Origin of the sequence: [Phormidium] sp. LEGE 05292, assembly GCF_015207735.1 — a bacterium.
Taxonomy (GTDB): domain Bacteria; phylum Cyanobacteriota; class Cyanobacteriia; order Cyanobacteriales; family Aerosakkonemataceae; genus Floridanema.
Genome location: NZ_JADEWG010000100.1, coordinates 1 through 24618 on the forward strand (window position 1 = coordinate 1; position 24618 = coordinate 24618).

Here is a 24618-nt window from a genome sequence, read left to right on the forward strand (position 1 = left end):
GTGCGGGAGAATTTGCCGCAGTTGGATTGACAGAAACTTTGAATCGGTTAGGTTTTGAAACGGGAAGGTTAAAGACAGGAACTCCGGCAAGAGTTGATAAGCGATCGGTCGATTATAGTAAAATGGAACCACAGCCGGGAGATGCAGAAGTTCGCTGGTTTAGTTTTGACCCGGAAGTTTGGATAGAAAGAGAACAAATGCCTTGTTATATGACAAGGACAACCGCAGAAACTCACCGTTTGATTCGGGAAAATTTACATTTGTCTCCCGTTTATGGCGGTTGGGTTGATGCCAAAGGGCCGAGATATTGCCCTAGTATTGAAGATAAGATTGTCCGATTTGCTGATAAGGAAAGTCATCAGATTTTTATCGAACCGGAAGGTCGAGATATTCCCGAATTGTATATTCAAGGATTTTCTACTGGGTTGCCAGAAGATCTACAATTATTAATGTTGCGGACTCTTCCCGGTTTGGAAAACTGCGAAATGTTGCGTCCTGCTTATGCCGTGGAATATGATTATTTACCCGCGACTCAGTGTTACCCAACTTTGATGACCAAGAAAATTGCAGGGTTGTTTTGTGCGGGACAAATTAACGGAACAACGGGTTATGAAGAAGCAGCAGCACAGGGATTTGTCGCGGGTGTAAATGCGGCAAGATTTGCCAGAAATCAGGAAATGATTGTTTTTCCCCGCGAACAAAGTTACATTGGGACTTTGGTAGATGATTTATGTACCAAAGATTTGCGCGAACCTTATCGGATGTTGACAAGCCGATCGGAATATCGGTTAATATTACGATCGGACAACGCCGACCAAAGATTAACACCATTAGGACGGGAAATTGGTTTAATCGATGACCGTCGTTGGGAATTGTTTACGCGGAAACAGGCGAATATTACAGCAGAAAAAGAACGGTTGCACAGTCATCGGATTAAAGAACATGATGACATAGGAAAAGCGATCGTATCTGATACCCAACAAGTAATTAAAGGTTCCATTACCTTAAGCGATTTATTGCGTCGTCCTGGATTTCATTATCTTGATTTAAACAAATATGGATTGGCAAACCCCAACTTAACCCAAGCAGAAAGGGAAGGCGTTGAAATTGACCTGAAATATTCGGGATACTTGCAACGTCAACAACATCAAATCGACCAAATTGCCAAACACGAATACCGCAAACTTCCCCCAGATTTGGATTACTCAGTGATTGAAACCCTTTCCAAAGAATCCCGCGAAAAACTCACCAAAGTTAAACCATTAACTATTGGACAAGCAGCGAGAATCGGCGGAGTTAATCCAGCAGATATGAACGCTTTGTTAGTGTATTTAGAACTTCGTTCACGTCAGTTAAGTGCTGCGAGTGTCGAATAGAATTTTCTGGGAAATTAGGACTGGGGATAAGGGGACTGGAGACTAGGGAAGAGTGATTTTCATCATTGATTATCAACCGGGTTTATGAAACACTCTGGCAAAAATACTGGGGAAATTTTTAATTTTTTCCCTTGATATCATGTTCATTTGATTACAGATAATGTAGAGACGTTATATATAACGTCTCTACAGGGTTTTGATATATAACAGAAGCGTGATAAACCTTGCAAGAGGTTAATGTATCGGAAACAATTTTTCTAATTGCTTATAAATTCTCCGGCAATAATTCCATCAGTTGCGTATAATGTCTGGGGTTTTATCCAGCATTTTTTATGGAAACATTCTTAATTCAATTCGTCTATTACGCATCTTTTGAACATCAAAACACTGATAACGCACCTACTGAAGATAAAGAGTGGGTGAAAGCTTATCGCATAATTCCTAGAGTAGGAGACTGTGTATTTAAAGATGGAGAATGGTTTCAAGTAGAAAGGGTTTTTCTTTATCAACCATCGGGAAAAGGAATAGATGCACAGGCGCAATGTTCTTTTTATGGCAATGATAAGGTGTGATACTAAATCCGCGTGCGTGAAAAACCACCTTTATTAATGAACCGCAGAGGACGCAGAGGACGCAGAGGAAAGAGGGAGAAGATAGAGAGGGTAATTAACCCGGATTTGGTATGAGATATACCTTGCGATGGCAAACAAGGGAAGAATCATCAAGGATCTCTTTCCCCCCATCTCCCCATCTCCTCATCCCCCCATCTATTAAATACGACTCTTTGCTATAACGTTGGATGCACCACCTGTAAAATCGCTTTTACTAACTGTTCAGGTTCGACAGGTTTGGCTAGATGGATCTGAAATCCGGCAGCTATAGCTTGTTTTTGGTTGATTTCTCCAGCATAAGCAGTGAGAGCGATCGCGGGAATGTTTCCTCCCTGTTCGGGCGAACATTTTCTGATTTGTTGGATCAGGGAATAACCATCCATTTCTGGCATCCCAATATCACAAACTAGCAGATCGGGAATAGATTGATTCAAACGAGTTAATGCTTGTGCGGCGGAAGCAGCTGTGGTAACTTCTGCCCCTGATTGTGTGAGGATAAATTCTGCTAACTCCCGCATATCGGCATCGTCATCTACAACCAATACCTGAATACCTGCTAGGCGAGTGCTAAGTGCTGAGTCTTGAATATCGAAAATTGTATTTTCAGTTTTTACTCCTCTTCCTTCAATGTTACGTATCGGTAATTGGACAGTAAATGTAGCGCCTAAATTTGCTCCTCGACTATCAGCTTTTACAGTTCCGCCATGCAATTCAACAAAATGACGAACGATCGCTAATCCTAATCCCAGTCCACCAAATTTTCGCGTTGTCGTACCATCTTCTTGCCGGAAGTAGTCAAATACATAAGGTAAGAACTCTTTTGTGATACCTTTTCCCGTATCCTTAACTTGAATTTGAGCCATTGTACCGACTTGTTCCAACCGCACCTCGACTTTTCCTCCCGCTGGGGTGAACTTGACTGCATTGGAGAGGAGGTTCCAAATAACTTGCTGTAGGCGGTTAGTATCGCCTAAAACTTCTCCCGTCAGGGAATTGAGTGCGATTTGAATTTGAATATTTTTGGCTTCTGCTGCGAGTTTTACAGTTTCCAGTGCCGCTTCAATTGTGGCAGCTAAGTTTACTCTGGCGATGTTTAATGCGATCTTCCCTTGGAGGATGCGCGAGACATCTAATAAATCTTCAATTAATTGTGCTTGTAGTTTGGCATTGCGTTCGATCGTTTCTAACGCTTGTTCGGCTTTTGCTGGATCGAGGCGCTTAGTTCGCAGTATTTTTGTCCAGCCTAGAATCGGATTGAGAGGCGATCGCAATTCGTGGGATAGTACAGCCAGAAATTCGTCTTTTACTCGGTTGGCGGCTTCTGCTTTGGTTCGATCTTGTTGCGCTACCCGATAGAGTTGTGCGTTATCGATCGCTAAAGAAGCGCGATATGCTAGTTCCTCTGCTAATAGTAAATCGGTTGAATTGTAGCTTCGCCCTGATTCGGCAGAAATAAAAGAAATTACCCCTAAAATTCGCGATTGGGTTCGTAGTGGTACTGTCATTACTGATTTAAACCCAACCTGTCGCAATATTTCTAAATGTTCTGGGTCACGGGCTCCTTGCACGAGCATTTCATCTGGAATATCTGGTATTAAATCCGATTCTCCCGTTCGCAATGTCAAAGCAGCGCCGCGAGGATCTTCACGATTCAGAGGATATTTATGTCGGATTTGTTCGGCCCATTCCAGTTTAGCTGGGTCTTTGTGCGCTACGGCAATTTGTTCGATCGCACCATTTTCTCCAACTATATGAACAGCACACCAATCTGCTAACTTAGGTACAGCCAGTTTTGCCACCCGTTCCAGGGTAGTTTGATAATCTAGTGAAGAAGCTAGGACTGCACTCGCCTCGGAAAGAAAGCTTTGGGCAAGCTCTAAGCGCACTCGCTCAGTTACATCTAAAACATAGGCTAAAACGTCTTTTACCCGATCGTTTGAGTCCTTTGTTGGCAAATAGTAAACGTTATAATAACCGGGTTGGCGATCGTCGCGTTTGGGAGCGTTAATAGCCAAACTAGGTGAAATAAAGGGATTTCCCGTGCTGTAAATTCGATCGAAGAGTTTCACTATTTGTGCATCTATGTGAGCGAAAAGTTCTGCTACTGAATGTCCTAAATGTTGTTCGCGGGTTAATCCATTGATTTCGGCTAATGCTTCATTGATGGCAATAAATCGTTGTTCGGAATCTAACCATGCCATTCCTACCGGAGAGGTTTCAAAAATAGTTTTCAATTGGTTTTGTGCGGCTTCGGCTTGAGTCCGAGCAATGCGTTCTCTTTCTAACAATTGTTCCCGTTCTTGTTCGACTTGCTTGCGTTCTGTAATGTCAATCAAAACGCCAATCATGCGCGTCGGTTTTCCATAGATATTATAGGTATAATGTCCTCTCGCTTCTGTCCAATGAATGGAGCCATCTGCCCAAAGCGTGCGATATTCGTGGTGAAAATCCGTTCTTTCCTGCAAGGCTGTTTGCAGTGCTGTTTCTGTTTCTGCTAAGTCGTCAGGATGAACGCTTTTAGCCCAAAGTTCGTAGCTTGGTTCAAATTCGTTTGGTTGAAGTCCCATGATGGTAAACTGACCATCTGACCAGGTGATGGTATTGGTCTGCATATCCCAATCCCAGGTTCCCATCCGTCCGACTATCAACGCCAGTTGCAGTCTAGTTCTGCTTTTTCGCAATTCCTCTTCGGCTCGCGCTCTTTCTACTGCTAACCAAGTTTTTTCGGATATTCGCTCCATCAGCACTACTTCTTCCTCAGTCCACTGTCGGGGGGAAACATGGTGCAATACAAATAGTGCTTCAAACTTTCCTTCTTTCACTAAGGGAACGCACAAAAGAGATTTTGTCTGAATTGCATCGAAAGCAGCGGCTCCAGATCCAGCTGTGCGAGGATCGATATCGACATCATCAACGACAATTGTTTTGCCTTGTTTTAGTTCGTTGATAATTTCAATACCGAATGAATTCAATTGGTGAGTACCAATTACACTGATTACACCATTGCAATAATCGCGATCGACAATTACATATTCTTGCGCTGGGTCAATTTCACCATAAGTACAGCGAGTAACATTGAAGTGCTCTCCTGTGGAGCAAACTACCCCCCACATAATTTCTTTGGGGTTTTCAATAGAACGAATTGCATCATTTAATTCTAGGAGAAATTGTTGTTGTCTTTCTTTTTGCTGAAGCTGTTCGAGTAGGGCTTCTACTTGTTGACGCGCTTTTACCTGTGCAGTTACTTCAATTCCATGAATTAAAACACTGTCAATGTGACCTTCGATATCTCTAAGTGGCAGAAAAACGAGGTTGAAAAATCCTTCAGCTAAATTGCCATCTCCTGCATCCCAGCGAGCTAAAAATTCATCTCCTCGAATCACTTCTCCGGTTTGATAAACGCGGTCTTGAATCTCAAAATATCCCTGACCTGCCATTTCGGGAAACGCTTCTTTTGTTGTTTTGCCAATGATGTCTTCGGAACGTCCAGAAACTTTTAAAAAGGTGGGGTTAGCCAGTTCAAATCGATGCTCTGGCCCTGATAAAACCGCAAACATGGCTGGAACTTCTATGAGAATATCTGTTAATCGTTTGCGTTCGGTTTCTGCTTGTTGTCGTGCGGCTTGTTCTCTTTCTAAAAGACGATCGCGTTCTAATTGGAGTTGTTTGCGTTGGGTAACATCTTGGAAGATCGCAACGGCTGCCACAATTTGATTTTGGCGATCGAGAATTGGTGCGGAATTTACATTGATAAAGATTTGGTTGCCATCATTTTGATGCAGAATCATTTCTTCGTTAGCTACGACTTCGCCTTGCAAAAGCGATCGCGGTAGCGGATATTCTTGGGGCGCATAGATCCGTCCATCAATGCGAAAAGCTGCAAATGGAGTAACAGGTACATATTCCTCAAGCTCAAGCAACTCTTTGTAGTCGTACCTAACAATTTGTTTGGCTTGTTCGTTCGCTAGAACCAATTTCCCAGTTGCAGCATCGGCAATCAACACTCCTGCTGGCATCTGTTGCAAAACCGCTTCAAACCGAGTCCGTTCCATTTCCAGTTCTTGCACCAATCTTTCGCGTTCTGCCTCAGCTTGCTTGATTTCTGTTTCTTGTGCAGCTATAAGAGCATTTATTCCATTTTGGTTACAGTCCAGACATTCTTCATTTTCTAAAGAGCGGGCAAAGTGTTCGATCGCTTCCGAACGGGAAATTCCTTGCTTACTTGCTGCGCGATCGAGTAAGCGCCACGCTTTACTGGTAAGAGTTACGCTAAATCGTTGTTTTTTTTCTTTTTCCCAATTGCTAACAAACTTACCTGTGGCATCGCGCTTCATGGAGCTTTACCCGTATACGTACACGGTTTTTTTCATTCAACCCCAGTTTTCCTCAATATGGATCTCTCTTGAGGAATAAGTTCGCTGCAAGTTAAGACATCAAGCATTGAAGATGAGCAGAATATAGTTAATCTCCAGCCAGTATTAAAACTCCTGCCCAAACTTCCAGGCTACCAACTCTGAGAAATCTGCTGTAAGCTAAAGCTGATTAGCCAGCGTATAATTGTTTGGATTCTAGCAATATTTTTTATAGAAACTTTAGCTTTGCACCTAGCGTCATCCGCACTTTTAAACGCTATCGTTAAAATCAGCAAGGAGTGAATCAGCCATCTATGCCACAGGAAGTTACTACTAACCAAATTGCGGTCAAGTCTTTAGAAGGAAAATCAGAGCAACCTTGGTCAATGGATGCCAATGCCAATCGTTTGATGGACGATATTTTCGCAGACGTGGAAAGAATACTCGAAACTGGTAGCGAAACGCCGACTGTACCAGATGAACCCGCAGAATATGTTTCAGTCCCCGCAATGGCTGTTCCATCTGTGACAATTCCCACGGAAATTGCCTCTCGTCCCACAGTAGCAGAAGAAATTACTAAACCAGAAAAAACGCCAAAGCCTCAGCAGTCTGGGAAGTCCCTGGAAAAATGGCTATTGATTGCGGCTTGTGCTTCCTTGGGAATTACTTTGCTATTGTGGGTTTTAGGTCAAGGTAGATTGAATTCATTATTAGGGAATAATTCAGCCTCCACGAAAGCGACACAGGCAGCACAGAGGGATTTAGCTTTTGTGGATTATATGCAGCAGGCTCTAGAAAGTATCGACCAAAAATCACAAGAACGCAAGCAAGTTCCTGTAGTTCCACCAGCACCTCCACCAAGTCAACCACCATTACCTGTGTTGACTCCTGGTAATCTACCGCAAAATTCTAACCGTCCTAATGTTTTAGAACGAGTTTATATCCCAGTTTATCCCCAACCCAGAATAGTTTATACAAATCCTGCTTCTTTAGCAGCAAAACCTTCTCCCCCAGCTGCTGCGCCAAGTCCAGCAACTTCTACAGCAAAAGCTTCCCCAACTCCAAAAGCAACTTCTACAGCAAAAGTTTCCCCAACTCCAGCAGCAAGTGCGAAACCTGAAGCTAAACCAACTTCTCGTCCTGTCGCCAAAGCACCAACTGTTCCCAAACTTAGTGCTGCTTTACCAAATCAAACAGCTTCACCTACTGCAAAACCAACAACAGCTGCTGCAAAACCAGCGGCTTCTCCCACTCCAGTTGCATCGCAATCTCCTAGAGTGGTAGCAATTCCTCCCTCACCTACAGCACAACCTACTTTTAGAAATCGGTCTACACAGGCTACCGCTTCTATTCCAGCTAATCCGATTAGTCTGCGAGGGGTTTTAGTTTTGGGAGACAGGTCAGCGGCTATCTTTGAAATTGGTGGTGTTCCCCGGAGGATTTCTATCGGGGAAAGCATTGGTTCGAGTGGTTGGACGTTGGTAGAAATTAACAACCAAAATTCCGAAGTTGTTATCCGCAAAAATGGCGAAGTTCGCTCTATTTTTGTCGGACAACAGTTTTAAATAGTTTTGAGTTTGTAGGGGCGGGTTTGGTAGATAATTCATACATTAAATAAACAATCTTAAAGACAAAACCCGCCCTAACAATGTTTTGAGTTTTCTAATCAAAATTTAAAACTCAGAAATTATAAAAAGGAGTTTAGGCAGTGGGTTTATTTGAAGATTTAAGCCGTTTTTTAGAAAGTCGCTTAGAAGAATACCTGCGGAATAATCCGCATTTGGAGTTACAAGCTTTAGAAGAACAATTGCGGGAACAAGAGGAAGATACAAAGCGGTTAATTGCTGAGTTGAAGTTGCAGGAAAAAAAGGTTGAGGAGCAAATTTTGAGTACTGCACAAGAAGTGCAACGCTGGCATATCCGCATTGACAAAGCGAAAGCGGCAAATAGAATAGATCTAGTCAAACCTGCACAGGAACATGAAGCTGCTTTGTTGCGCCAAGGTAATCAGCTTTGGGGACACATGAAAGGGGTGAAAGAACGGATTACTAAAACTCAGGAATTATATCAACAAATTCAAGTGCGAAGGCAGGAAGTGCGGGCAAAAGCGGCACAAGCAGAAGCGGCGCGGGCTAGTGCAAAAGCGGGAACACAAAATGTTGGTTGGAATCAAGGTAGTACTTTTAAATCTACTGGGGGAATGGATTCTTTAGAAGCGGAATTTAGCCGTTGGGAAGCTCAAGAAGAGTTAGATCAAATGAAGAGAAATCTGGGACGTTGATAATTGGAATTTGCAATGGTTACAGTTGGAAATGGTTATGGTTTCGGTCTTCTTTTGTGCATTCTATAAGTGTATCTTTAGATAAAAGAATAACGATCGATCTCTTACCAAACCCTTACCAATCGTGCAGTTGTCGTGTTAGAAGCGTGCGTATTAGCAACAATATTCAGTGGATTTTTCGGCATCATCCTGAAAAAGAACCTGATGATGAAGATCATCTCTATGGATGTTATGAGTACGGGGGCGGTCGCCTATTATGTGGTGATTGCGTCGCGAGAGGGTTTGTTTACACCAATTTTGGGGAGTGTTCAAAAAGGTGCTTACGCCGATCCAGTTCCTCAAGCGGTAATATTAACAGCAATTGTGATCGGCTTTTCGATTCAAGCATTAATGTTAGTTGGTGCCATGAAACTGGCGCGGAATAATCCGACATTGGAAACTAACGAGATCGAGAAGAATAATACACCATGAATACTATTACGATCGCATGGGTTACACTCCCATTTTTTGTCGGGTTCTTCATCTATCTATTCCCATTACTCGATCGCTATTTAGCACTGGGAGTCGCCCTAGCTTCTGCTGGATATGCTTCACTCCTATTCGCGGAAAAATCGCCTGTCTCACTTCTATTAGTTGATAATTTCGGTGTCAGATTATATGCCGACCAATTAAGTGCTTTCTTCATATTGACAAATGCGCTGGTAACGGCAGCAGTAATCTTCTATTGTTGGAACAACGGAAAGACAACTTTTTTTTATACCCAAGCCATCATTTTACATGGCAGCATTAATTCCGCTTTTGTCTGTGCGGATTTTGTAACTTTATACGTGGCGTTAGAAGTATTAGGAATTGCCGCGTTTCTCTTAATTGTTTATCCTCGGACGGATCGATCGATCTGGGTGGGCTTACGCTATCTGTGCGTCAGCAATGTAGCATTACTTTTTTATCTAATCGGCGCAGTATTAGTCTATCAAGCACATAATTCCTTTAGTTTTGCAGGTTTGCGCGATGCACCCCCCGAAGCCCTAGCCTTGATTTTTTTGGGACTCTTGACAAAAGGAGGAATTTTTGTATCGGGATTATGGTTGCCTTTGACTCACTCGGAATCGGAAACGCCTGTATCGGCGCTAATGTCGGGAGTTGTGGTCAAAGCGGGGGTTTATCCCTTAGTGCGTTGTGCGTTAATGGTGCCAGAGGTTGACCCAATTGTAAGAGTTTTCGGTGTGGGAACTGCGCTTTTGGGAGTTTTCTATGCCGTCTTTGAAAAAGACACTAAGCGGATGCTGGCGTTTCACACAGTTTCTCAGTTAGGTTTTATCCTCGCCGCCCCGATTGTTGGGGGCTTTTATGCGCTGACACATGGATTGGTTAAATCGGCTCTGTTTTTAATTGCGGGTAACTTACCAAGTCGCAACTTTAAGGAACTGCAACATCAGCCGATTAGTACCCCGATTTGGATTGCCTTGGTGATAGCTAGCTTTTCCATCTCTGGATTTCCCTTGCTGTCTGGCTTTGGGGCAAAGGTGTTGACATCGAAGAATCTTTTGCCTTGGCAAGCGATCGTCATGAATATTGCCGCCTTGGGCACAGCAATCTCCTTTGCCAAATTCATCTTTCTGCCGCGTGGGGTAACAGAAAATAATACAAAGCCAAGTTTCTGGGTGGCAGTGCTGATATTAATCGGTGGGCTGTTTATCGCCAATATTGTCTATTACGAAGCTTATACCTGGGAAAATATCATTAAACCCCTGGTAACGATCGGCATTGGATGGTTGGCATATCTTTTGATTTTCAAACATTTAGTAATCAAGCTGCCTCGTGCCATTGAACAGTTCGATCATCTGATTGGTGTAATGACTTTGATTTTAGTCTTTTTGTTCTGGAAGGGGTTTGCATGGTTGGGTATTTAAATCTGATATTGCGATTGTCAATTTGGTTTTTGCTCACCGCCAATTTTAGTTGGCAAAATATCATAATTGGCATCATTGTTGCATTTCTATTGCCCGGTCTTCACAAAACTCCAGTAGTTTTAAAAGACTGGCTGCGGGTATTCCGTGAAATTCTGGTGGCGATTCCTCAAGCATACATGGAGGCATTTCAAATCATACTTCGTCCCCATGAAGAAGAAGAAATTACAATGGAGCGAGTTAAACCGCAACGGACACCAACATTGATATTTCTGGATATCTTCTTAATCACTTTTACGCCAAAGACTATTGTTAGGAAATATCACGAAGATGGCTGGTACGAAGTTCACTGGGTACGTAGGAGAAAAAACCAATGAATGTGGTGCTATTGGCAATGATTTTAGCCCTTCTCATACCCATTTACCAAGCATTGAAAGACGATAATATTTGGCAAAAGATGTTGTCTCTTGCGAGTGTGGCGAGTAAGACATCAATTATGATTTTGGTCGTCTCGGTTTTACGGGATGATTGGATGGTTGGTGTGGCTGGAGTAATCATTTTAAGTGTGGGAAATGCGGGATTCATGTTGTTGGCTCAGATTCTCAAACGATTAAATGAGGTGTGAAATTATTAATTTATGATCGACTTATTCAGTTATGTTTTGATTGGCTTAGGACTCGTCTTTTGGTTTTGGGGAACTTCTCATCTACTGAGGAAGCGATCGGTCTTATTCAAGCTGCATAGTCTTTCGGTTTCTGATACTTTGGGATCGATGGCGATCGTCGTTGGGCTAATATTAGTCAGACCTAATGAATGGCCTTTGCTACTCCTGGCACTCATTTGTTTAGCAATCTGGAATACAGTGCTCGGATATGTTTTGGCATACTCTTCTGGTAGCGAGGGTAGCCATGAATGATAATTATATTTATGCGCTCGTCCCCTTGCTTCCCTTGGCTGCTTGCATGGTGATCTTTGAGACTAATCCCTATCATGCTTTGGTGATTCGTGGCATCCTGGGAGCAATAGCGGCAATGCTATATGCAATTTTGGGCGCAGCAGATGTGGCTTTAACGGAAGCATTGGTGGGTACAATGCTGGCGATTACTTTGTATGCAGTGGCAGTGCGATCGTCGTTGGTAATGCGTTTGGGTGTGCTCAAAGATATGGCGATCGAGTCAGAGGAAAATCTGCATTTTGAACGACTCAGGAAAGAGTTACGCAGAATTTTTAGTAAACGCTATATGCGTCTGGAACTCGTTCCTTTTAAGGATACAGACGATTTAGAGCAAGCGTTAAAGGAAAGGGAAATTCATGCAACTTGTGTTCCATTAGTGCGATCGGAACTAGACGATCGAGTTGCCCAAACTCCACCATATCAGACTGCGACTAGGGTTAAACGCATCTACGAGATTATGGAAAGCGAACTGTCCTCGGAAGAAATTAGCTTGACTTATGTAAACATACCAGATTCAGGAGAGAAGCATTGATGAATTGGGTTTATATTGCAGCGGGAATAGCGCTGTTTTTCAAAATCCTACTGATACCTAATCCAACTTCCGAATCATCAGTACCGATCGTGGAAGCGATCGTCAAAGATACTGGCATACCTAATGCTGTTACGGGAATTATCTTCATGAATCGGCTCTATGACACGATCTTTGAAGTGGTAGTTTTTACGATCGCGATTATGGGTTGTTATTATCTGCTGGCAAATGAAAAGCCTCAAACTAAGATCTATCAGTTTACAGATGAACCCTCAATTGTTTTAGCACGTTTAGGAGCAACGATTTCTGCTTTAGTCGGGATTGAACTGGCAATTCGGGGGCACTTGAGTCCGGGTGGTGGATTTGCAGCTGGGGTAGCTTTGGGAACTGCGATCGGACTTGTGGCGATCGCCTCATCCCCAGAATGGATGCAAGCAATCTACCAACGTTGGAAAGCTGCTACTTTAGAGAAAATTTCGGTTTTAGTTTTCGTTGTCTTCGCAGCGATTACTTTAATCGGAATAGAATTACCACACGGACAGTTGGGCGATCTTTTCAGCGGTGGTATTATCCCTATACTCAATATTTTGGTTGCAATAAAAGTAGCGTTAGGTTCTTGGGCAGCTGTGTTAATTTTTATTCGTTATCGAGGATTGTTGTAAAATGCCAGTTATGTTTAACTTAACTGAGAACGAAAGCGATTAATACTAATTGTGAGCAGAACTACAGCGAAAATTGCTAACATTAATACGTTAGGCCAAAGTACTTCAATTCCTACGCCTTTGAGTAATAAACCTCTGGTAATAGTGACAAAATGGCGTAAAGGATTGAACCATGAAAGGTCTTGGAAAAATGTGGGCATACTTTCAATGGGTGCGATCGCTCCTGAAAGTTGAATTACTGGTAAATTAATAAAGAAAGAAATTAAAATTACCTGTTGCTGACTGCGTGCTAAGGTTGCTAACATAATCCCAATGCCAATTCCCACAAGTACATAAAGTCCAGCAAAGGCAAAAAACAGAATTACATTACCTCTTAGAGGTACTTTAAACATAAATCGAGCAATACTTAAAGCTAATAAAACATCTCCCATTAACAGCACAAAAAGCGGTACAATTTTCGCTAATAAAATTTCCCAAGCGTCCGCCGGAGTCATCAACAATTGTTCTAAAGTACCAGAATCTTTTTCTCTAACTACTGTAGTTGCGGAAACTAAAGTGCTGGTTAAATTTAACACTAATCCTATCACACCTGGGATAATAAACCAAGTACTAAGTAAACCGGGATTATACAGAAAAACACTTTGAACTTGCACTAATGGCGATGATTTATTTTCGTTTAAACTGCGGCTATATTGATTGACAATCTGATTAATATATCCATTGGCAATTCCGGCGGTATTTGCGTCAACGCCATCAATTAAAACTTGAATTTCTGCTGATTTATTTTGGGATAAATCCCGATTAAAATCAGGCGGAATTACTAACCCAGCCGTAATTTTTCCAGTTCTTACTTCTTGACCTAATTCTTCCTGACTATAAGTATATATTTTCGGTTGAAAAAGGTCATTTTCGGTGAAAGCGGCAATTAATTCCCGACTTTCATAAGTATTAGCATAATCAATAATTCCCAGTTTAATATATTGCACATCTGGGTTAAGAGAAAAGCCGAAAACTAAAAGCTGAACAGTTGGTGGAAATAATAGCAAAAACATTAATTGTTTATTGCGTAAAATTTGGTTGATTTCTTTGAGAATTAAAGCTATTAAAGGAGTTTCTAATAAACGATCGATAAAATTCATAGTTCCTTATTCCCTAAAGCAATGATTATTAAATTCGGGTAATCAGTTATGTTTCCCACAGTTATTAAACCCCACCCCTTAATCCCCTCCCCGTTGACGGGGAGGGGAGAAAATAACTAATTGTTAATCTGGTAATTGCATTCTGCTTAAATTACGTCTAGCAACGTTGAATAAGAATAAAAATGTCAAAAATAAAACTATTGGTGCATACCAAATACCTAACCAACCTGTACCTCTAACAAAGGCATCTCTACTTAATTCAATGTAATATCTTGCTGGAAGAACATTAGAAATTAAGGATAAAGGAAAGGGAATATTACTCAAAGGATAGATAAAACCAGAAAGTAATAATGCAGTGGTAAAACCAGCCGTAGCAACTCCTTGAACAGCGGCATTTTGACTGTTTGCTCTTGTACCAATCATTAACCCAAACATAACGCTATTAGTTAAAAAAAGCAAAGTTCCAATTATAAAAGAACTTGGTTCTGCAACTAAACTAATTTGAAATAAAATAGCGCCTAAAATAATGACAAATATGGCTTGAGCAATACCAATTAGAAAGTAAGCTAATAATTTACCAAGTAATAGTTCGGCAGCAGTTAAACTAGAAGCATAAACTTGTAAAATTGTGCCTCTTTCTTTTTCTCTTACCATTGCGATCGCAGCTAACAAAGAAGGAAAAATCCACAAAATTACCCCGAAAACTCCTGGTACGATATAAAGAGATTCTTTCCTTCCGGGATTGAACCAAAGACGAGTTCGTGTTACAACGTTATTATTACTTGGTTGCAACTGAGAACTTCTTAAAAATGCTTGACTTGTTGCTTTAATGTTATTTTGAATTACTCTAGCATTATTGGCATCTGTACCATCAATTAAAACTTGTATTGTGCTAGTTTTATTATTTTTAATTTCTCTGTCAAAGTCCGGGGGAATAATAATTGCTGCTTTGGCGATTCCACGATCGATCGCACTAGCAACTTCTGCTTTACCAATCCTTGGTGTAGCGGCAAATTTGTTAGTCGAAAATAGCTGTTCTACATAGCTACGACTTAAAGGAGTCATGCTAAAATCTTGAATAACTATGGGGATATCTTTAGTTTCTAACCGAATCGCATAACCGTAGATAAATAGTGTAGCTATAGGTAGTAAAATTGCCAATGCAAGAGTTAAGCGATCGCGTCTAAATTGTGCTAATTCCTTAATACATTGAGAGATGATTCTTTTCATGTTTCCGAATTAATCCAGTTAGTCATGATATAGCGTTGATGTTCAGTAAAACCTGCTTTTTCGTATATGGTTTTAGCTCGATGATTTTCATGAGCAACTACCAAATGTACAGCTTTAATCCCTACATCTTGACAAGCTTTTTTCACAAATTTTAATGTCTTTTTGCCAATTCCTTGACTGCGATAAGTTTCGCGAATATAAAACTCATCAATTAAAGCATCTCTTCCGTGAAATTCCAAGCTATAACCAAAAGTTAACACTACATAACCAGCAGGTTCTCGATCGTCATAAATTATCCAGATTCTTGCTAAATTATCGTTAGTAAAGATTTCATCAAAGCATTTGTTTAACACCTCCACATTGTAAGTTAAGTGTTCGAGTTGATAAAACTCTTTGGTTAAGGTTAAGAGTAAATTGCGATCGTCATTACTAGCAGTTTTAAAAGTTACTTCCATAAACTAAACCTTTTGTTGTGCGCGTTGTACTGTTCCAATAAAAGCATCTTCTAAAGAAAAGGGAATTGTTCGTACAGATTGGACATTTATTTCCGCATTTTGTAAGAATGAACGGATTTCGGGAAGTTCGGTTTTTGGACGATCGAGAACGATATGGAGGCGATCGCCAAAAATCGAAACTCGCCAAGATTCCAATTCAGTTTTTAGTAAATCGGAAGCAGCTTGAGTGCTGTTAGTAACTAGCTCAATTAATTCTCCTGGTTGCTGTGCTTTAATTTCACTTGGCGAACCTTGAATTACCACTTCACCTGCTACCATAAAACCCATTCTATTACATTGTTCTGCTTCTTCTAAATAGTGAGTTGTGACTAAAATCGCTGTTCCTTGACGCGCAAATTCATTAATAAAACGCCAAAATTGTCGCCTTGCTAAAGGATCGACACCAGAAGTAGGTTCATCCAAAAATAATATATTTGGTTCGTGCATTACTGAAGCACCAAAAGCAACTCTTTGCTTCCATCCTCCGGGTAATTGTCCGGTAATTAAATTTTCTTGTCCTGCTAAACCACAGGTTTCTAAAACCCAGTCGATTTTTTGTTTGCGCGATCGCCTTGGTACGCCATAAACACCACAATAAAATTGTAAATTTTGCAATATTGATAAGTCATCATAAAGCGTAAATTTCTGACTCATATAACCAATGCGTCGGCGCAATTCCTTACTGCGTAAATTGCTAGTTTTTCCGCCTAAATAAATTTTTCCGTTACTAGCTTCCAACAACCCGCAAAGCATTTTAATTGTCGTGGTTTTTCCCGCACCATTCGCGCCTAACAATCCATAAATTTCCCCATATTTAATTTCTAATGTTACGCCTTTAACTGCTGCAAAGTTACCGAAAATTTTTTGTAAATCGTAAGCGCCAATCGCAATATCTGACTGGGAATGAGAACTTTTTGATTTAGGAAAAGGGACAAATGGCGGATCGGAACCCTGTTGACGCAAGCGAGTTACAAAAACATTTTCAAGCGTCGCTTCTTCACTTTCAATAGAATTAATTGCTAAATTATGGTGATGAAAAATTTCTTCAACTTGCGATTTACCCGTTGCAACATTGTTTACTAAAACATCTAGTCGATCGCCAAAAGTTTGCACATCAGCGATGTTTGGGGAATTAGCGATCGCCCTTAGCAAAACTTTCTCCGCAGTTTGTAAATCATTAGTGCGAACTTCTAAACGTTGTAAACCTAAACTTTCCCTTAACTCTTTTAACGTCCCAATTTGATGAATTTCCCCATCATACATTAAAGCAATGCGACTACATCTTTCCGCTTCATCTAAATAAGGAGTCGCCACAACAATGGTAGTTCCCTCATTAGCTAAAGTTGCCAAAATATCCCAAAATTCTCTTCGCGAAACCGGATCGACACCTGTTGTTGGTTCATCTAAAAGCAAAATTTCCGGTTGCGAAACTAACGCACAACAAAGCGCCAATTTCTGCTTCATTCCCCCCGAAAGTTGTCCAGCTAGGCGATCGCCAAATTTCTCCAATCCCATCAACTGCAAATATTTAGCACGACGCTGCATAAACAACTCATTTGAAACCTCTCTTAAACCCGCACTATAGCGGAGATTTTCATCAATACTCAAATCCAAATAAAGGGAAAATTGCTGCGTTAAATAACCAATTCCTAACCTAGCGTTGCGGGGAATTTTCCCTAAAACCCAAACATCCCCCGCCGATGCTTCCATCACCCCTGCCAAAATATGAAAAGTCGTCGTTTTTCCCGCACCATCGGGCCCAATTAAACCAAAAATTTCCCCCCGCTGAACCGCAAAATTAACCCCTCGAACTGCCGTTAATTTACCATATTTTTTATAAAGTTCTGCCACCTCAATAACCAAATTATTTGAGGGGTTTTGCATCCTAAAATCTGCATTTTCGATAATATACTGACTCATCTTTTTAACTATAATTACATTATTAGTACTAACTTTTTGTCTTTTCCTTCGCGCTCTTTGCGCTCTTTGCGGTTAAAAAAAATTATTTTTTATTGAACCGCAAAGAACGCGAAGAGCGCAAAGAAAGAAACGGAAGAGTTTTCTTGTTTTACCTCTTAGTCTTTACCTTTTAATTGAGTAGAATTGGTTGAGGATTTTTGTTCGGGGATAATTTCTGCATCAGCAGGCATACCTGGTTTTGCAAATCCTTGGGGGTTATCAAGAGCAAGTTTTACACCAAAAACTTGTTTAACTTGATCGTCTTTAAAATAGATATTTTCTGGGGTGAAAGATGCTTGAGTGTCGATCGCTGCTACATGAGCATTTAAAGGTTGTTTTGGTGCGGAATCTAAGAAAACTTTGGCATTTTGTCCCACGCGAACTTGACCAATTTTACCTTCAGGAACAAACCCTCTTAAATAAACAGAATCTGGGTTAAGTACTGTTAATAAAGTTTTGCCAGTTGCTATCACTTCTCCCGGTTCAACGCTGCGAGTAATTACTACTCCGCTAATCGGACTAACTACATTTAAATAAGACATTTGTGCTTGGATTTCCTGTTGTGTTGCTTGAGCATTTTTCACTTCTGCTTCCGCCGCCGCTAATTGTGCTTTATCAACATTTAATTGGCGGCGTAAAGCATTAACTTGAGCATTGCGAATATCAGGATTAATACTCGTAGTTTGTGCTTGCAATAATCCACCTTGCGCCGCATTTACTTGCCTTTTCGCCGCATCAACAGCTGCTTTTCTACTGGCTAAAGTTGCCTGACTGGTATCTAATCCCGCTACCGCATTTTCATAAGTTGCTTGAGCCGTTTCAAACTTAGTTTGTGCTTCGTCGAATACTTGTTTAGAAAATGCACCTTCTTTGTAAAGTTGTGCATAGCGATCGCGATTCATCCTCGCTAATTTTAACTGTGATTTCGCCTGATCCACTTGCGTTTGAGCGCGAATAACTTCTGCTTTTGCTTGGTTAACGATCGCTTCCGCTTGACTCACTTGCGCCTGTGCAGCCGCTAAATTTGATTCTGCTTGAAAGATTCTTCCTTTCGCATCTCCCATCGCTTGCTGCATATTTAATTGTGCTTCTTGAATTTGGCTATTAATTACCTCAATATGTGATAATACTTGTTGTTTCTGTTGTTCTGCTGCCGTAATTTTTGCCGCTGCACCTCTTAATTGTGCTTGAATCTCTGCATCATCCAACCTAACAATTACATCGCCTTGATTTACGCGATCGCCTTCTCTCACCGTAACCAAACTAATTTTTCCGCCTACTTTTGCACCAATATCTGTCGGATATCCCTCTATTCTTCCACTCAGTTCTAACCCTTCTTTCTGGGGACGCGAAAAATAATTCCAACTGAAAAACCCTACACCACCAACGATTAACAAAACTAGCGGAATTCGCAATAAACCAGGTTTAAATTTACGCTCAGGCTTAGATTTTTCTTGAGCATCAGGAACAAACTGATTCGGTTGTGAACTTATTTGTGTCATGGGTTACACCCCCTGGTTTTAGTTCTGGGGAATCGCAAAAATTATGATGTTTTATCCAGCAAAATCTTTAATTGCTATTGCTTACAAGCTAAACAAATCTTTGTTAAACTAGACTGTTTAGTATGAATATATTTGTTATACTATACTTCGCACTATGCTTTTACAAAAATCTTACAAAAATTTACAAAAAGATTTCTAACGTAATAACTTTAGGCTAAGAAAATCAATGATTCAAAAAAAGACAAACTTAGCAATAAATAACAAGCGCGAACAAATTTTACAAGGCGCAATGAGAATTTTTTTACATCATGGATACGCCGCCACCAGCATGGATCGCGTAGCTGCCGAAGCTGGTGTATCCAAGCAAACAATTTACAGCCACTTTCAGGACAAAGAAGGACTTTTTAGAGCATTAATAGAGCGAGTAACAATTCGGCGTTTGCAAGCAGAATATCAATCAGAATCAGAATTATTTCAAGGCGAACCTGTCGCAGTGCTATCTAAACTGGCAACCAGTATACTGCGCCGAATCGAAGATCCAGAGTATATTGCTTTGATTAGATTAGTAATTGCTGAATCTGGAAGATTTCCTGAATTAGCCCAACTTTATAGTAATACCGTCGTGCAATATGGTTTTCAGAATTTGAGCGATTACTTCCAGTCCCATCCTGAATTAAACATCCCCGATCCAGAAGCAACAACCCGCATTTTTATGGGAACAATTATCGGATTTATCCTATCTCAAGAAGTGCTACAAGGAAAACACACGATGCCAATGGAAAAAGAGCGTTTAATTAAAAGCTTAATTCGTTGTATTTTAGGTGATACTGCTATTAAAGATTTATTAGATTCCTAAATTGCCGCAAGAAAGGGAGAAAATATGCCGAAGAATACGCTAACAACGCTCACAAAAATAACAGTTATTTTAGCAACGATCGCAACTTGCACCAATTTCCCCCAAACAACCACCGCTCAAACCAATAGCGAACAATTCACCAAACAAGCAAAACGCTGCACTCCCCAAACTTGCACCCCCTACAGACTAAATTATGAAAGAGCAATTGCCAGAGGCATTATTAGCCGTCCTTCAGCAGTACCAGACGAAAGTGCAGCTATTAAATTAGCCGATGAAGCTATTGCCAAAGGCAACAAAAATGAAGCCGCCATTCGTTTAGCACAAGCCTTAGTAATTATGTCCGAAAAAACACCCCAAGGAACCGCAAATGCGATCGCCTTAGAACGCTCCCTTGATGCAGATGTAAGAGCTAGACACAAGCAATCCCTAAGAGCTTATTTACCCTTATTCGGACGCATCTTTCCCACAAGGTAGAAGGCTCCAAGGCAGAAGGCAGAAGGCAGAAGGGAAGAAAGGCAGAAGGAAAGAAAGATTAAAAGTTTATTTTCTTCTTGTCCCCTTGTCCCCTTGTCTCCTTGTCCCCTTGTCCCCTTGTCCCAGTCCCTAGTCCCCAGTCCCCAGTCCCCAGTCCCTCACAAACCCAAATCTACCGCCACGCGATGAGCACAGGCAAAACCGGAAAAAGCCACTGCATTTAAACCTTGACCCGGAAAAGTACTATCTCCCACACAATACAAACCTGGGATTGCAGTACGATTAAAAGGCATTCCCAATAATCCCGCTAACTTACGCCGGGGAATCGGGCCATAAGTGCCATCATCTCTACCTAAAAAGCGGCGATGACTGCGGGGAGTTCCCACTTCCATATAATCTAAACCAGCATCTAAACCAGGGAAAATATTTTCTAAACGTTCAATAATTCTGCCAGCTGCTTCTTCCTTTTTCTCTTCATATTCATCCTCTGACATTCCCTGCCAATCTTCAAACCAACTAGGCGTAAAAACGTGGAGAATATGATAACCTTCTGGCGCTAAACTGGGGTCGAGCAATGTCGGAATAGAAACAAAAATTGTCCCTTCTGGTAATTCCATTTTCTGCCAATCTTCTAAAACAATATGATGGCATTCCGTACCCAAAGGTAAAACATCTGCTGCTACGCCCAAGTGCAAACTTAAAAAACTCGGAGATTTTTGATAACGTTGTTGCCACTTCTTCTCAGTTGCAGGCATTTCTTCCGCAGGTAATAAATGCTCAAAAGTATCCCAGCGAGTAGCGTTAGAAATAATCCGTTTTGCTCGATACTCTTCCCCTGTAGCCAATTTCACACCTACAGCCCTGCCATCTTCGGTAATAATCTTGGTTACTCTGGCTTTGTACTTAATTTCACCACCAGCTTTTTCCAAACCTTCTACCAGTTTTAAAGCAATTTGACCAACACCACCTTTGGGATAATTAATGCCACCATAATGACGATCGGAAAACACCATTCCCGCATTAATCATCGGTGTCATGTCCGCTGGGACAACAGACCAGCAATAACACTCAATATCAAGAAACTTCAATAAAGTCGGATCTGTAATATATTTGCGGGCGACATCACCCACATTCTTTGGCAAATACTTCACCAACCCTAAACAAGCCATCGGATGCTGGAAAAACACTCGCGTCAAATACCTGGGTTCTTCCAGTGACAGCAAATCCATTGCATTCAAACAATTGAAAACCTGCCAACACTCGTCATAAAACTGACGAATGCCGTGCTGTTCTTGCGGAAAATTTTCTATTAGTTCTTGCAAAAATTTCTCATAATCCCGATGTACTCTAATATTTAAATCCTCTGGTAAGTGGTAATGAATCTGTACGGGATCGGGAATTGTTTCCAAGCTGACATTTACTGCTTGCAAAGCGCGAGTCAGAAGATTGGTAGTACCTTTGTTGCCAAAGCCAAAAATCATTGATGCTCCGACATCAAATCTATAACCATCTCGTTCAAAGTAGCCAGCACTACCACCAGGGATGAGATAACGTTCGAGTACTAGCACCTTTGCGCCTTTAGCCGCTAGCTGAGTTGCTGTCACCAACCCACCAATACCAGAGCCAATTACGATCGCATCAAATTCCATTAAGTTACCATTAGCAGCCAAATTTAGGGATTTTTTCACCGAAGGCATGGGGTAAGTAAGAAAGAAACCTATTGTATTAACGTATTAGAGTCTAACGTTATCAGTCTGTCCCTGCTAGCAAAAAAAATACGGACTCTATCTGCTACTGCTGACCGAGCCCGTCTGCCGTCCCTCAAAGAGGAGAACACGAGAGAGGAGAACACTTAAAGGTTAATATAAACTTATTGAAAACTAATGTCAATACTATTAGGAAAAATTTGCAATAAGATCGCAAACAGATACTGAGATAAGCGCACTCCAGAGGCGGAGCCTCTATTTCTCGTTACCAGGTTCAACCTGGTAACGAGGGTTGGGAGGTTCAACCTCCTGACTGGAGCAAGATCTGAGGATACAGCAATGTAGCAAAAACAGCTTATGATGATTCAGGGGTAAATGCAGTTGCCAAAAATCTAACTAATTCTGCTTAATATTAGTTATTTTGATAGCTAAATGCCAATTATGAGGAATTTTGGCTGAGGGAATTTTTGAGAGTAGCTCTTTTCACGGTATAATCACAACATGAAGCTAGTAGAACGTCATATTATCACCAAAAACCATCCTCTCTGGTCAGAAATTGACCACAAAGCTTTTTTGGCAAAAAATCTGTTTAACCTAGCTAATTATCATTATCGTCAACACTTCTTTGTCCACCACCAAAAATTAAACTTTAACCAACTTTACCACCTGCTATCACAAACTTCTGACTACCTCGCCTTACCAACAAAAGTTAGTAAGCAAATCATCCGCCGATTAGATTCAGCATGGACAAGTTATTATCAAGCAGTAAAAGTCTGGCAGAAACATCCCGAAAAATTCAAAAGTCAACCAAAAATACCGGGATATAAACATAAAACCAAAGGACGCAACATTCTCCCTTATCCTCACGAATCAATCTCGAAAAAAGCCTTAAAAAAAGGAATTTGTCAGCTATCGATGAGTGAAATTCAAATTCCCACATCACAAACAGAAATAATCGAGGCGAGGATTGTACCCAAAAGTAGTTGTTATATCATCGAAATAGTTTATGAAAAAGTAGAGTCAACAACCAACCATCAACAAATAGCAGGGATAGACTTAGGTGTGAATAACTTAATGGCTGTAACTACCAATCAAACAGGCGTGTCACCTATGCTGATTAAAGGCAGACCACTAAAAGCGATTAACACCTTTTACAATAAACAACGTTCTGGTTTACAATCTGCACTGAAACTAAAACATAATCAAACCCAATCTCAAAGATTAAAAAATCTTACTCATAAACGCAACTGTAGAGTAGATAACTATCTACATACAGCCAGTAAAAGAGTCATAGATTGGTGTAGAGAGCATCACATAGGAATCCTGGTAATTGGACATAATGCTAACTGGAAACAAGAAATTAACTTAGGCAAAAGGAATAATCAACAATTTGTGAATATCCCCCATTATCGATTAATAGAAATGTTGACCTATAAAGCCCAATTAACTGGAATAAGAGTCGTGATTACAGAAGAATCTTATACATCTATGGCTAGTGCAACAGATGGGGATGCTCTCCCTAAATATGGAGACAAAAAACCAGTGTTTCAGGGAAATAGAATAGCTAGAGGATTGTATAAGACAGCGAGTGGTAAGTTATTAAATGCCGATGTGAATGGGTCATTTAATATTACCAGAAAAGTAATTCCTGATGTCTTAGACCAAGGAATAAAGGGTTTGCCGTTTAACCCTGTAGTGCTTGATCCACTACGAATGACTGGACTTTCAGCCTGTGAATAGGTTTGAGTAAGTTTAGTTGAGCGGTTGAGAATTTGCTTCTTTCCAGGTAGGGAGGAAACATCCCCGAAACTAAGGTATTAAATGCAAAATTACTATGACTTTCCAATTACGAGTTTATGTACCACCCCATCCTTTAATTAAACATTGGCTAGGTGTTGCCCGGAGTGAGACAACCCCGACTCCTTTATTTCGCAGCGCCATGACAGAATTAGGACGCTGGCTAACTTACGAAGCGGCGCGAGAATGGTTGCCGATAATGGAAACCACAGTTCAGACACCTTTAACTGAATGTCCTGCAACCTTCGTTAATCCAGAGGTTCCCGTCGTAGTAGTGCCAATTTTACGCGCAGGTTTGGCACTGTTGGAAGGGGCGCAAAGCGTTTTGCCTTTAGCTTCGGTTTATCACCTTGGCTTAGTGCGGGATGAAAAAACCTTGGAACCAAGTTGTTATTTGAACAGATTGCCAGCCCAGTTTAAAGAGCAAACTAGGATATTAATCAGTGAGCCGATGTTGGCTACTGGGGGTTCAATTATGGCAGCAATGGCAGAATTAACCTCTCGTGGTGCAGATCCTAGCTTAATCAGAATTATTTCGATCGTGGCGGCTCCTCCAGCCTTACAAAAACTCAGTATTGCTTATCCTGCATTGAATATTTACACTGCCACCATAGACGAAGTAGTGAACGAACATGGTTTTATTGTCCCTGGTTTAGGGGACGCAGGCGATCGCACTTTTGGGACCGAGTGATTTAGGCAGGGGAGCAGAGGGGCTCCAGGGGCAGGGGAGACAAGGGGACAAGGAGACAAGGAGACAAGGAGACAAGGGGACAAGGGGACAAGGGGAC

Annotated in this window: 22 protein-coding genes; 15 read left to right on the forward strand and 7 right to left on the reverse strand. The window is 41.1% G+C overall.

Annotated features, from left to right (window positions below; all coding sequences use genetic code 11):
- Positions 1-1376: tRNA uridine-5-carboxymethylaminomethyl(34) synthesis enzyme MnmG (gene mnmG, locus IQ264_RS22560; protein ID WP_193983083.1), on the forward strand; the 1376-nt coding region annotated here is incomplete at its 5' end.
- Between the two features lie 332 nt (positions 1377-1708).
- Complete coding sequence (locus IQ264_RS22565; RefSeq protein WP_193983085.1) at positions 1709-1948, forward strand: hypothetical protein; 240 nt, start codon at positions 1709-1711, stop codon at positions 1946-1948.
- A gap of 215 nt (positions 1949-2163) precedes the next feature.
- On the opposite strand, the gene IQ264_RS22570 is transcribed toward IQ264_RS22565, so the two are convergent.
- Complete coding sequence (locus tag IQ264_RS22570; protein ID WP_193983087.1) at positions 2164-6321, reverse strand: PAS domain-containing protein; 4158 nt, start codon at positions 6319-6321, stop codon at positions 2164-2166.
- A 332-nt stretch (positions 6322-6653) separates the two neighbouring features.
- Between IQ264_RS22570 and IQ264_RS22575 the strand changes: the two genes are divergently transcribed.
- The 9 genes from IQ264_RS22575 (at position 6654) to IQ264_RS22615 (ending at position 12673) form a co-directional block, all read left to right on the forward strand.
- Entirely contained in the window at positions 6654-7904 is a 1251-nt protein-coding gene (locus IQ264_RS22575) for a hypothetical protein (RefSeq protein ID WP_193983089.1), read from the forward strand.
- Between the two features lie 143 nt (positions 7905-8047).
- Positions 8048-8620, forward strand: coding sequence for a TIGR04376 family protein (locus tag IQ264_RS22580; RefSeq protein ID WP_193983091.1), 573 nt, complete (start codon positions 8048-8050; stop codon positions 8618-8620).
- A gap of 135 nt (positions 8621-8755) precedes the next feature.
- Complete coding sequence (locus tag IQ264_RS22585; protein WP_193983093.1) at positions 8756-9091, forward strand: cation:proton antiporter subunit C; 336 nt, start codon at positions 8756-8758, stop codon at positions 9089-9091.
- Complete coding sequence (locus tag IQ264_RS22590) at positions 9088-10530, forward strand: cation:proton antiporter (protein WP_193983095.1); 1443 nt, start codon at positions 9088-9090, stop codon at positions 10528-10530. Before IQ264_RS22585 ends, IQ264_RS22590 begins: the two co-directional genes overlap by 4 nt.
- Entirely contained in the window at positions 10515-10904 is a 390-nt protein-coding gene (locus IQ264_RS22595; RefSeq protein ID WP_193983097.1) for a Na+/H+ antiporter subunit E, read from the forward strand. Before IQ264_RS22590 ends, IQ264_RS22595 begins: the two co-directional genes overlap by 16 nt.
- Positions 10901-11152, forward strand: a complete 252-nt coding sequence (locus IQ264_RS22600; protein ID WP_193983099.1) for a hypothetical protein — start codon at positions 10901-10903, stop codon at positions 11150-11152. The genes IQ264_RS22595 and IQ264_RS22600 overlap by 4 nt, the downstream gene beginning before the upstream one ends.
- 12 nt (positions 11153-11164) lie before the next feature.
- On the forward strand, positions 11165-11443 hold the full coding sequence (locus IQ264_RS22605; RefSeq protein WP_193983102.1) for a monovalent cation/H(+) antiporter subunit G: 279 nt from the start codon (positions 11165-11167) through the stop codon (positions 11441-11443).
- Complete coding sequence (locus IQ264_RS22610) at positions 11436-12014, forward strand: DUF4040 domain-containing protein (protein WP_193983104.1); 579 nt, start codon at positions 11436-11438, stop codon at positions 12012-12014. Before IQ264_RS22605 ends, IQ264_RS22610 begins: the two co-directional genes overlap by 8 nt.
- Positions 12014-12673: a Na(+)/H(+) antiporter subunit B gene (locus IQ264_RS22615; RefSeq protein ID WP_193983106.1), complete on the forward strand. Its 660-nt coding sequence runs from the start codon at positions 12014-12016 to the stop codon at positions 12671-12673. Before IQ264_RS22610 ends, IQ264_RS22615 begins: the two co-directional genes overlap by 1 nt.
- Before the next feature lie 14 nt (positions 12674-12687).
- Here the strand turns inward: IQ264_RS22615 and IQ264_RS22620 are convergent, their stop codons facing one another.
- The 5 genes from IQ264_RS22620 to IQ264_RS22640 all read right to left on the reverse strand — a co-directional run bounded on the left by IQ264_RS22620 (position 12688) and on the right by IQ264_RS22640 (position 18997).
- A complete protein-coding gene (locus IQ264_RS22620) occupies positions 12688-13812 on the reverse strand; it encodes an ABC transporter permease (RefSeq protein WP_193983108.1) in 1125 nt (374 codons plus the stop codon).
- A gap of 123 nt (positions 13813-13935) precedes the next feature.
- Entirely contained in the window at positions 13936-15042 is a 1107-nt protein-coding gene (locus IQ264_RS22625; RefSeq protein WP_193983110.1) for an ABC transporter permease, read from the reverse strand.
- Positions 15039-15497: a GNAT family N-acetyltransferase gene (locus IQ264_RS22630; RefSeq protein WP_193983112.1), complete on the reverse strand. Its 459-nt coding sequence runs from the start codon at positions 15495-15497 to the stop codon at positions 15039-15041. Before IQ264_RS22630 ends, IQ264_RS22625 begins: the two co-directional genes overlap by 4 nt.
- Before the next feature lie 3 nt (positions 15498-15500).
- Positions 15501-17456, reverse strand: coding sequence for an ATP-binding cassette domain-containing protein (locus IQ264_RS22635; RefSeq protein ID WP_193983114.1), 1956 nt, complete (start codon positions 17454-17456; stop codon positions 15501-15503).
- A 155-nt stretch (positions 17457-17611) separates the two neighbouring features.
- Entirely contained in the window at positions 17612-18997 is a 1386-nt protein-coding gene (locus IQ264_RS22640) for an HlyD family secretion protein (protein ID WP_193983116.1), read from the reverse strand.
- A gap of 226 nt (positions 18998-19223) precedes the next feature.
- Between IQ264_RS22640 and IQ264_RS22645 the strand changes: the two genes are divergently transcribed.
- Both IQ264_RS22645 and IQ264_RS22650 read left to right on the forward strand, forming a co-directional pair.
- On the forward strand, positions 19224-19853 hold the full coding sequence (locus IQ264_RS22645; protein WP_193983118.1) for a TetR/AcrR family transcriptional regulator: 630 nt from the start codon (positions 19224-19226) through the stop codon (positions 19851-19853).
- Between the two features lie 24 nt (positions 19854-19877).
- The gene (locus tag IQ264_RS22650) at positions 19878-20327 is read left to right on the forward strand and encodes a hypothetical protein (RefSeq protein ID WP_193983120.1); all 450 of its coding nucleotides are present in this window, start codon (positions 19878-19880) and stop codon (positions 20325-20327) included.
- 158 nt (positions 20328-20485) lie between these two features.
- On the opposite strand, the gene crtH is transcribed toward IQ264_RS22650, so the two are convergent.
- Positions 20486-22024: a carotenoid isomerase gene (crtH, locus tag IQ264_RS22655; RefSeq protein WP_193983122.1), complete on the reverse strand. Its 1539-nt coding sequence runs from the start codon at positions 22022-22024 to the stop codon at positions 20486-20488.
- Between the two features lie 510 nt (positions 22025-22534).
- Here crtH and IQ264_RS22660 point away from each other — a divergent pair.
- Positions 22535-23773, forward strand: a complete 1239-nt coding sequence (locus IQ264_RS22660) for an RNA-guided endonuclease InsQ/TnpB family protein (protein WP_193983124.1) — start codon at positions 22535-22537, stop codon at positions 23771-23773.
- Positions 23774-23867: 94 nt separating this feature from the next.
- Entirely contained in the window at positions 23868-24521 is a 654-nt protein-coding gene (upp, locus tag IQ264_RS22665) for a uracil phosphoribosyltransferase (protein ID WP_193983126.1), read from the forward strand.
- Positions 24522-24618: the final 97 nt, after the last annotated feature.

Bases quoted from the DNA above. Each gene is read 5' to 3' on its own strand.
- IQ264_RS22640 (WP_193983116.1), bottom strand. From the start codon at position 18,997: ATGACACAAATAAGTTCACAACCGAATCAGTTTGTTCCTGATGCTCAA.
- IQ264_RS22615 (WP_193983106.1), top strand. From the start codon at position 12,014: ATGAATTGGGTTTATATTGCAGCGGGAATAGCGCTGTTTTTCAAAATC.
- IQ264_RS22650 (WP_193983120.1), top strand. From the start codon at position 19,878: ATGCCGAAGAATACGCTAACAACGCTCACAAAAATAACAGTTATTTTA.
- IQ264_RS22645 (WP_193983118.1), top strand. From the start codon at position 19,224: ATGATTCAAAAAAAGACAAACTTAGCAATAAATAACAAGCGCGAACAA.
- IQ264_RS22630 (WP_193983112.1), bottom strand. From the start codon at position 15,497: ATGGAAGTAACTTTTAAAACTGCTAGTAATGACGATCGCAATTTACTC.
- IQ264_RS22610 (WP_193983104.1), top strand. From the start codon at position 11,436: ATGAATGATAATTATATTTATGCGCTCGTCCCCTTGCTTCCCTTGGCT.
- crtH (WP_193983122.1), bottom strand. From the start codon at position 22,024: ATGCCTTCGGTGAAAAAATCCCTAAATTTGGCTGCTAATGGTAACTTA.
- IQ264_RS22660 (WP_193983124.1), top strand. From the start codon at position 22,535: ATGAAGCTAGTAGAACGTCATATTATCACCAAAAACCATCCTCTCTGG.
- IQ264_RS22575 (WP_193983089.1), top strand. From the start codon at position 6,654: ATGCCACAGGAAGTTACTACTAACCAAATTGCGGTCAAGTCTTTAGAA.
- upp (WP_193983126.1), top strand. From the start codon at position 23,868: ATGACTTTCCAATTACGAGTTTATGTACCACCCCATCCTTTAATTAAA.
- IQ264_RS22625 (WP_193983110.1), bottom strand. From the start codon at position 15,042: ATGAAAAGAATCATCTCTCAATGTATTAAGGAATTAGCACAATTTAGA.
- IQ264_RS22620 (WP_193983108.1), bottom strand. From the start codon at position 13,812: ATGAATTTTATCGATCGTTTATTAGAAACTCCTTTAATAGCTTTAATT.
- IQ264_RS22565 (WP_193983085.1), top strand. From the start codon at position 1,709: ATGGAAACATTCTTAATTCAATTCGTCTATTACGCATCTTTTGAACAT.
- IQ264_RS22570 (WP_193983087.1), bottom strand. From the start codon at position 6,321: ATGAAGCGCGATGCCACAGGTAAGTTTGTTAGCAATTGGGAAAAAGAA.
- IQ264_RS22605 (WP_193983102.1), top strand. From the start codon at position 11,165: ATGATCGACTTATTCAGTTATGTTTTGATTGGCTTAGGACTCGTCTTT.
- IQ264_RS22600 (WP_193983099.1), top strand. From the start codon at position 10,901: ATGAATGTGGTGCTATTGGCAATGATTTTAGCCCTTCTCATACCCATT.
- IQ264_RS22635 (WP_193983114.1), bottom strand. From the start codon at position 17,456: ATGAGTCAGTATATTATCGAAAATGCAGATTTTAGGATGCAAAACCCC.
- IQ264_RS22595 (WP_193983097.1), top strand. From the start codon at position 10,515: ATGGTTGGGTATTTAAATCTGATATTGCGATTGTCAATTTGGTTTTTG.
- IQ264_RS22590 (WP_193983095.1), top strand. From the start codon at position 9,088: ATGAATACTATTACGATCGCATGGGTTACACTCCCATTTTTTGTCGGG.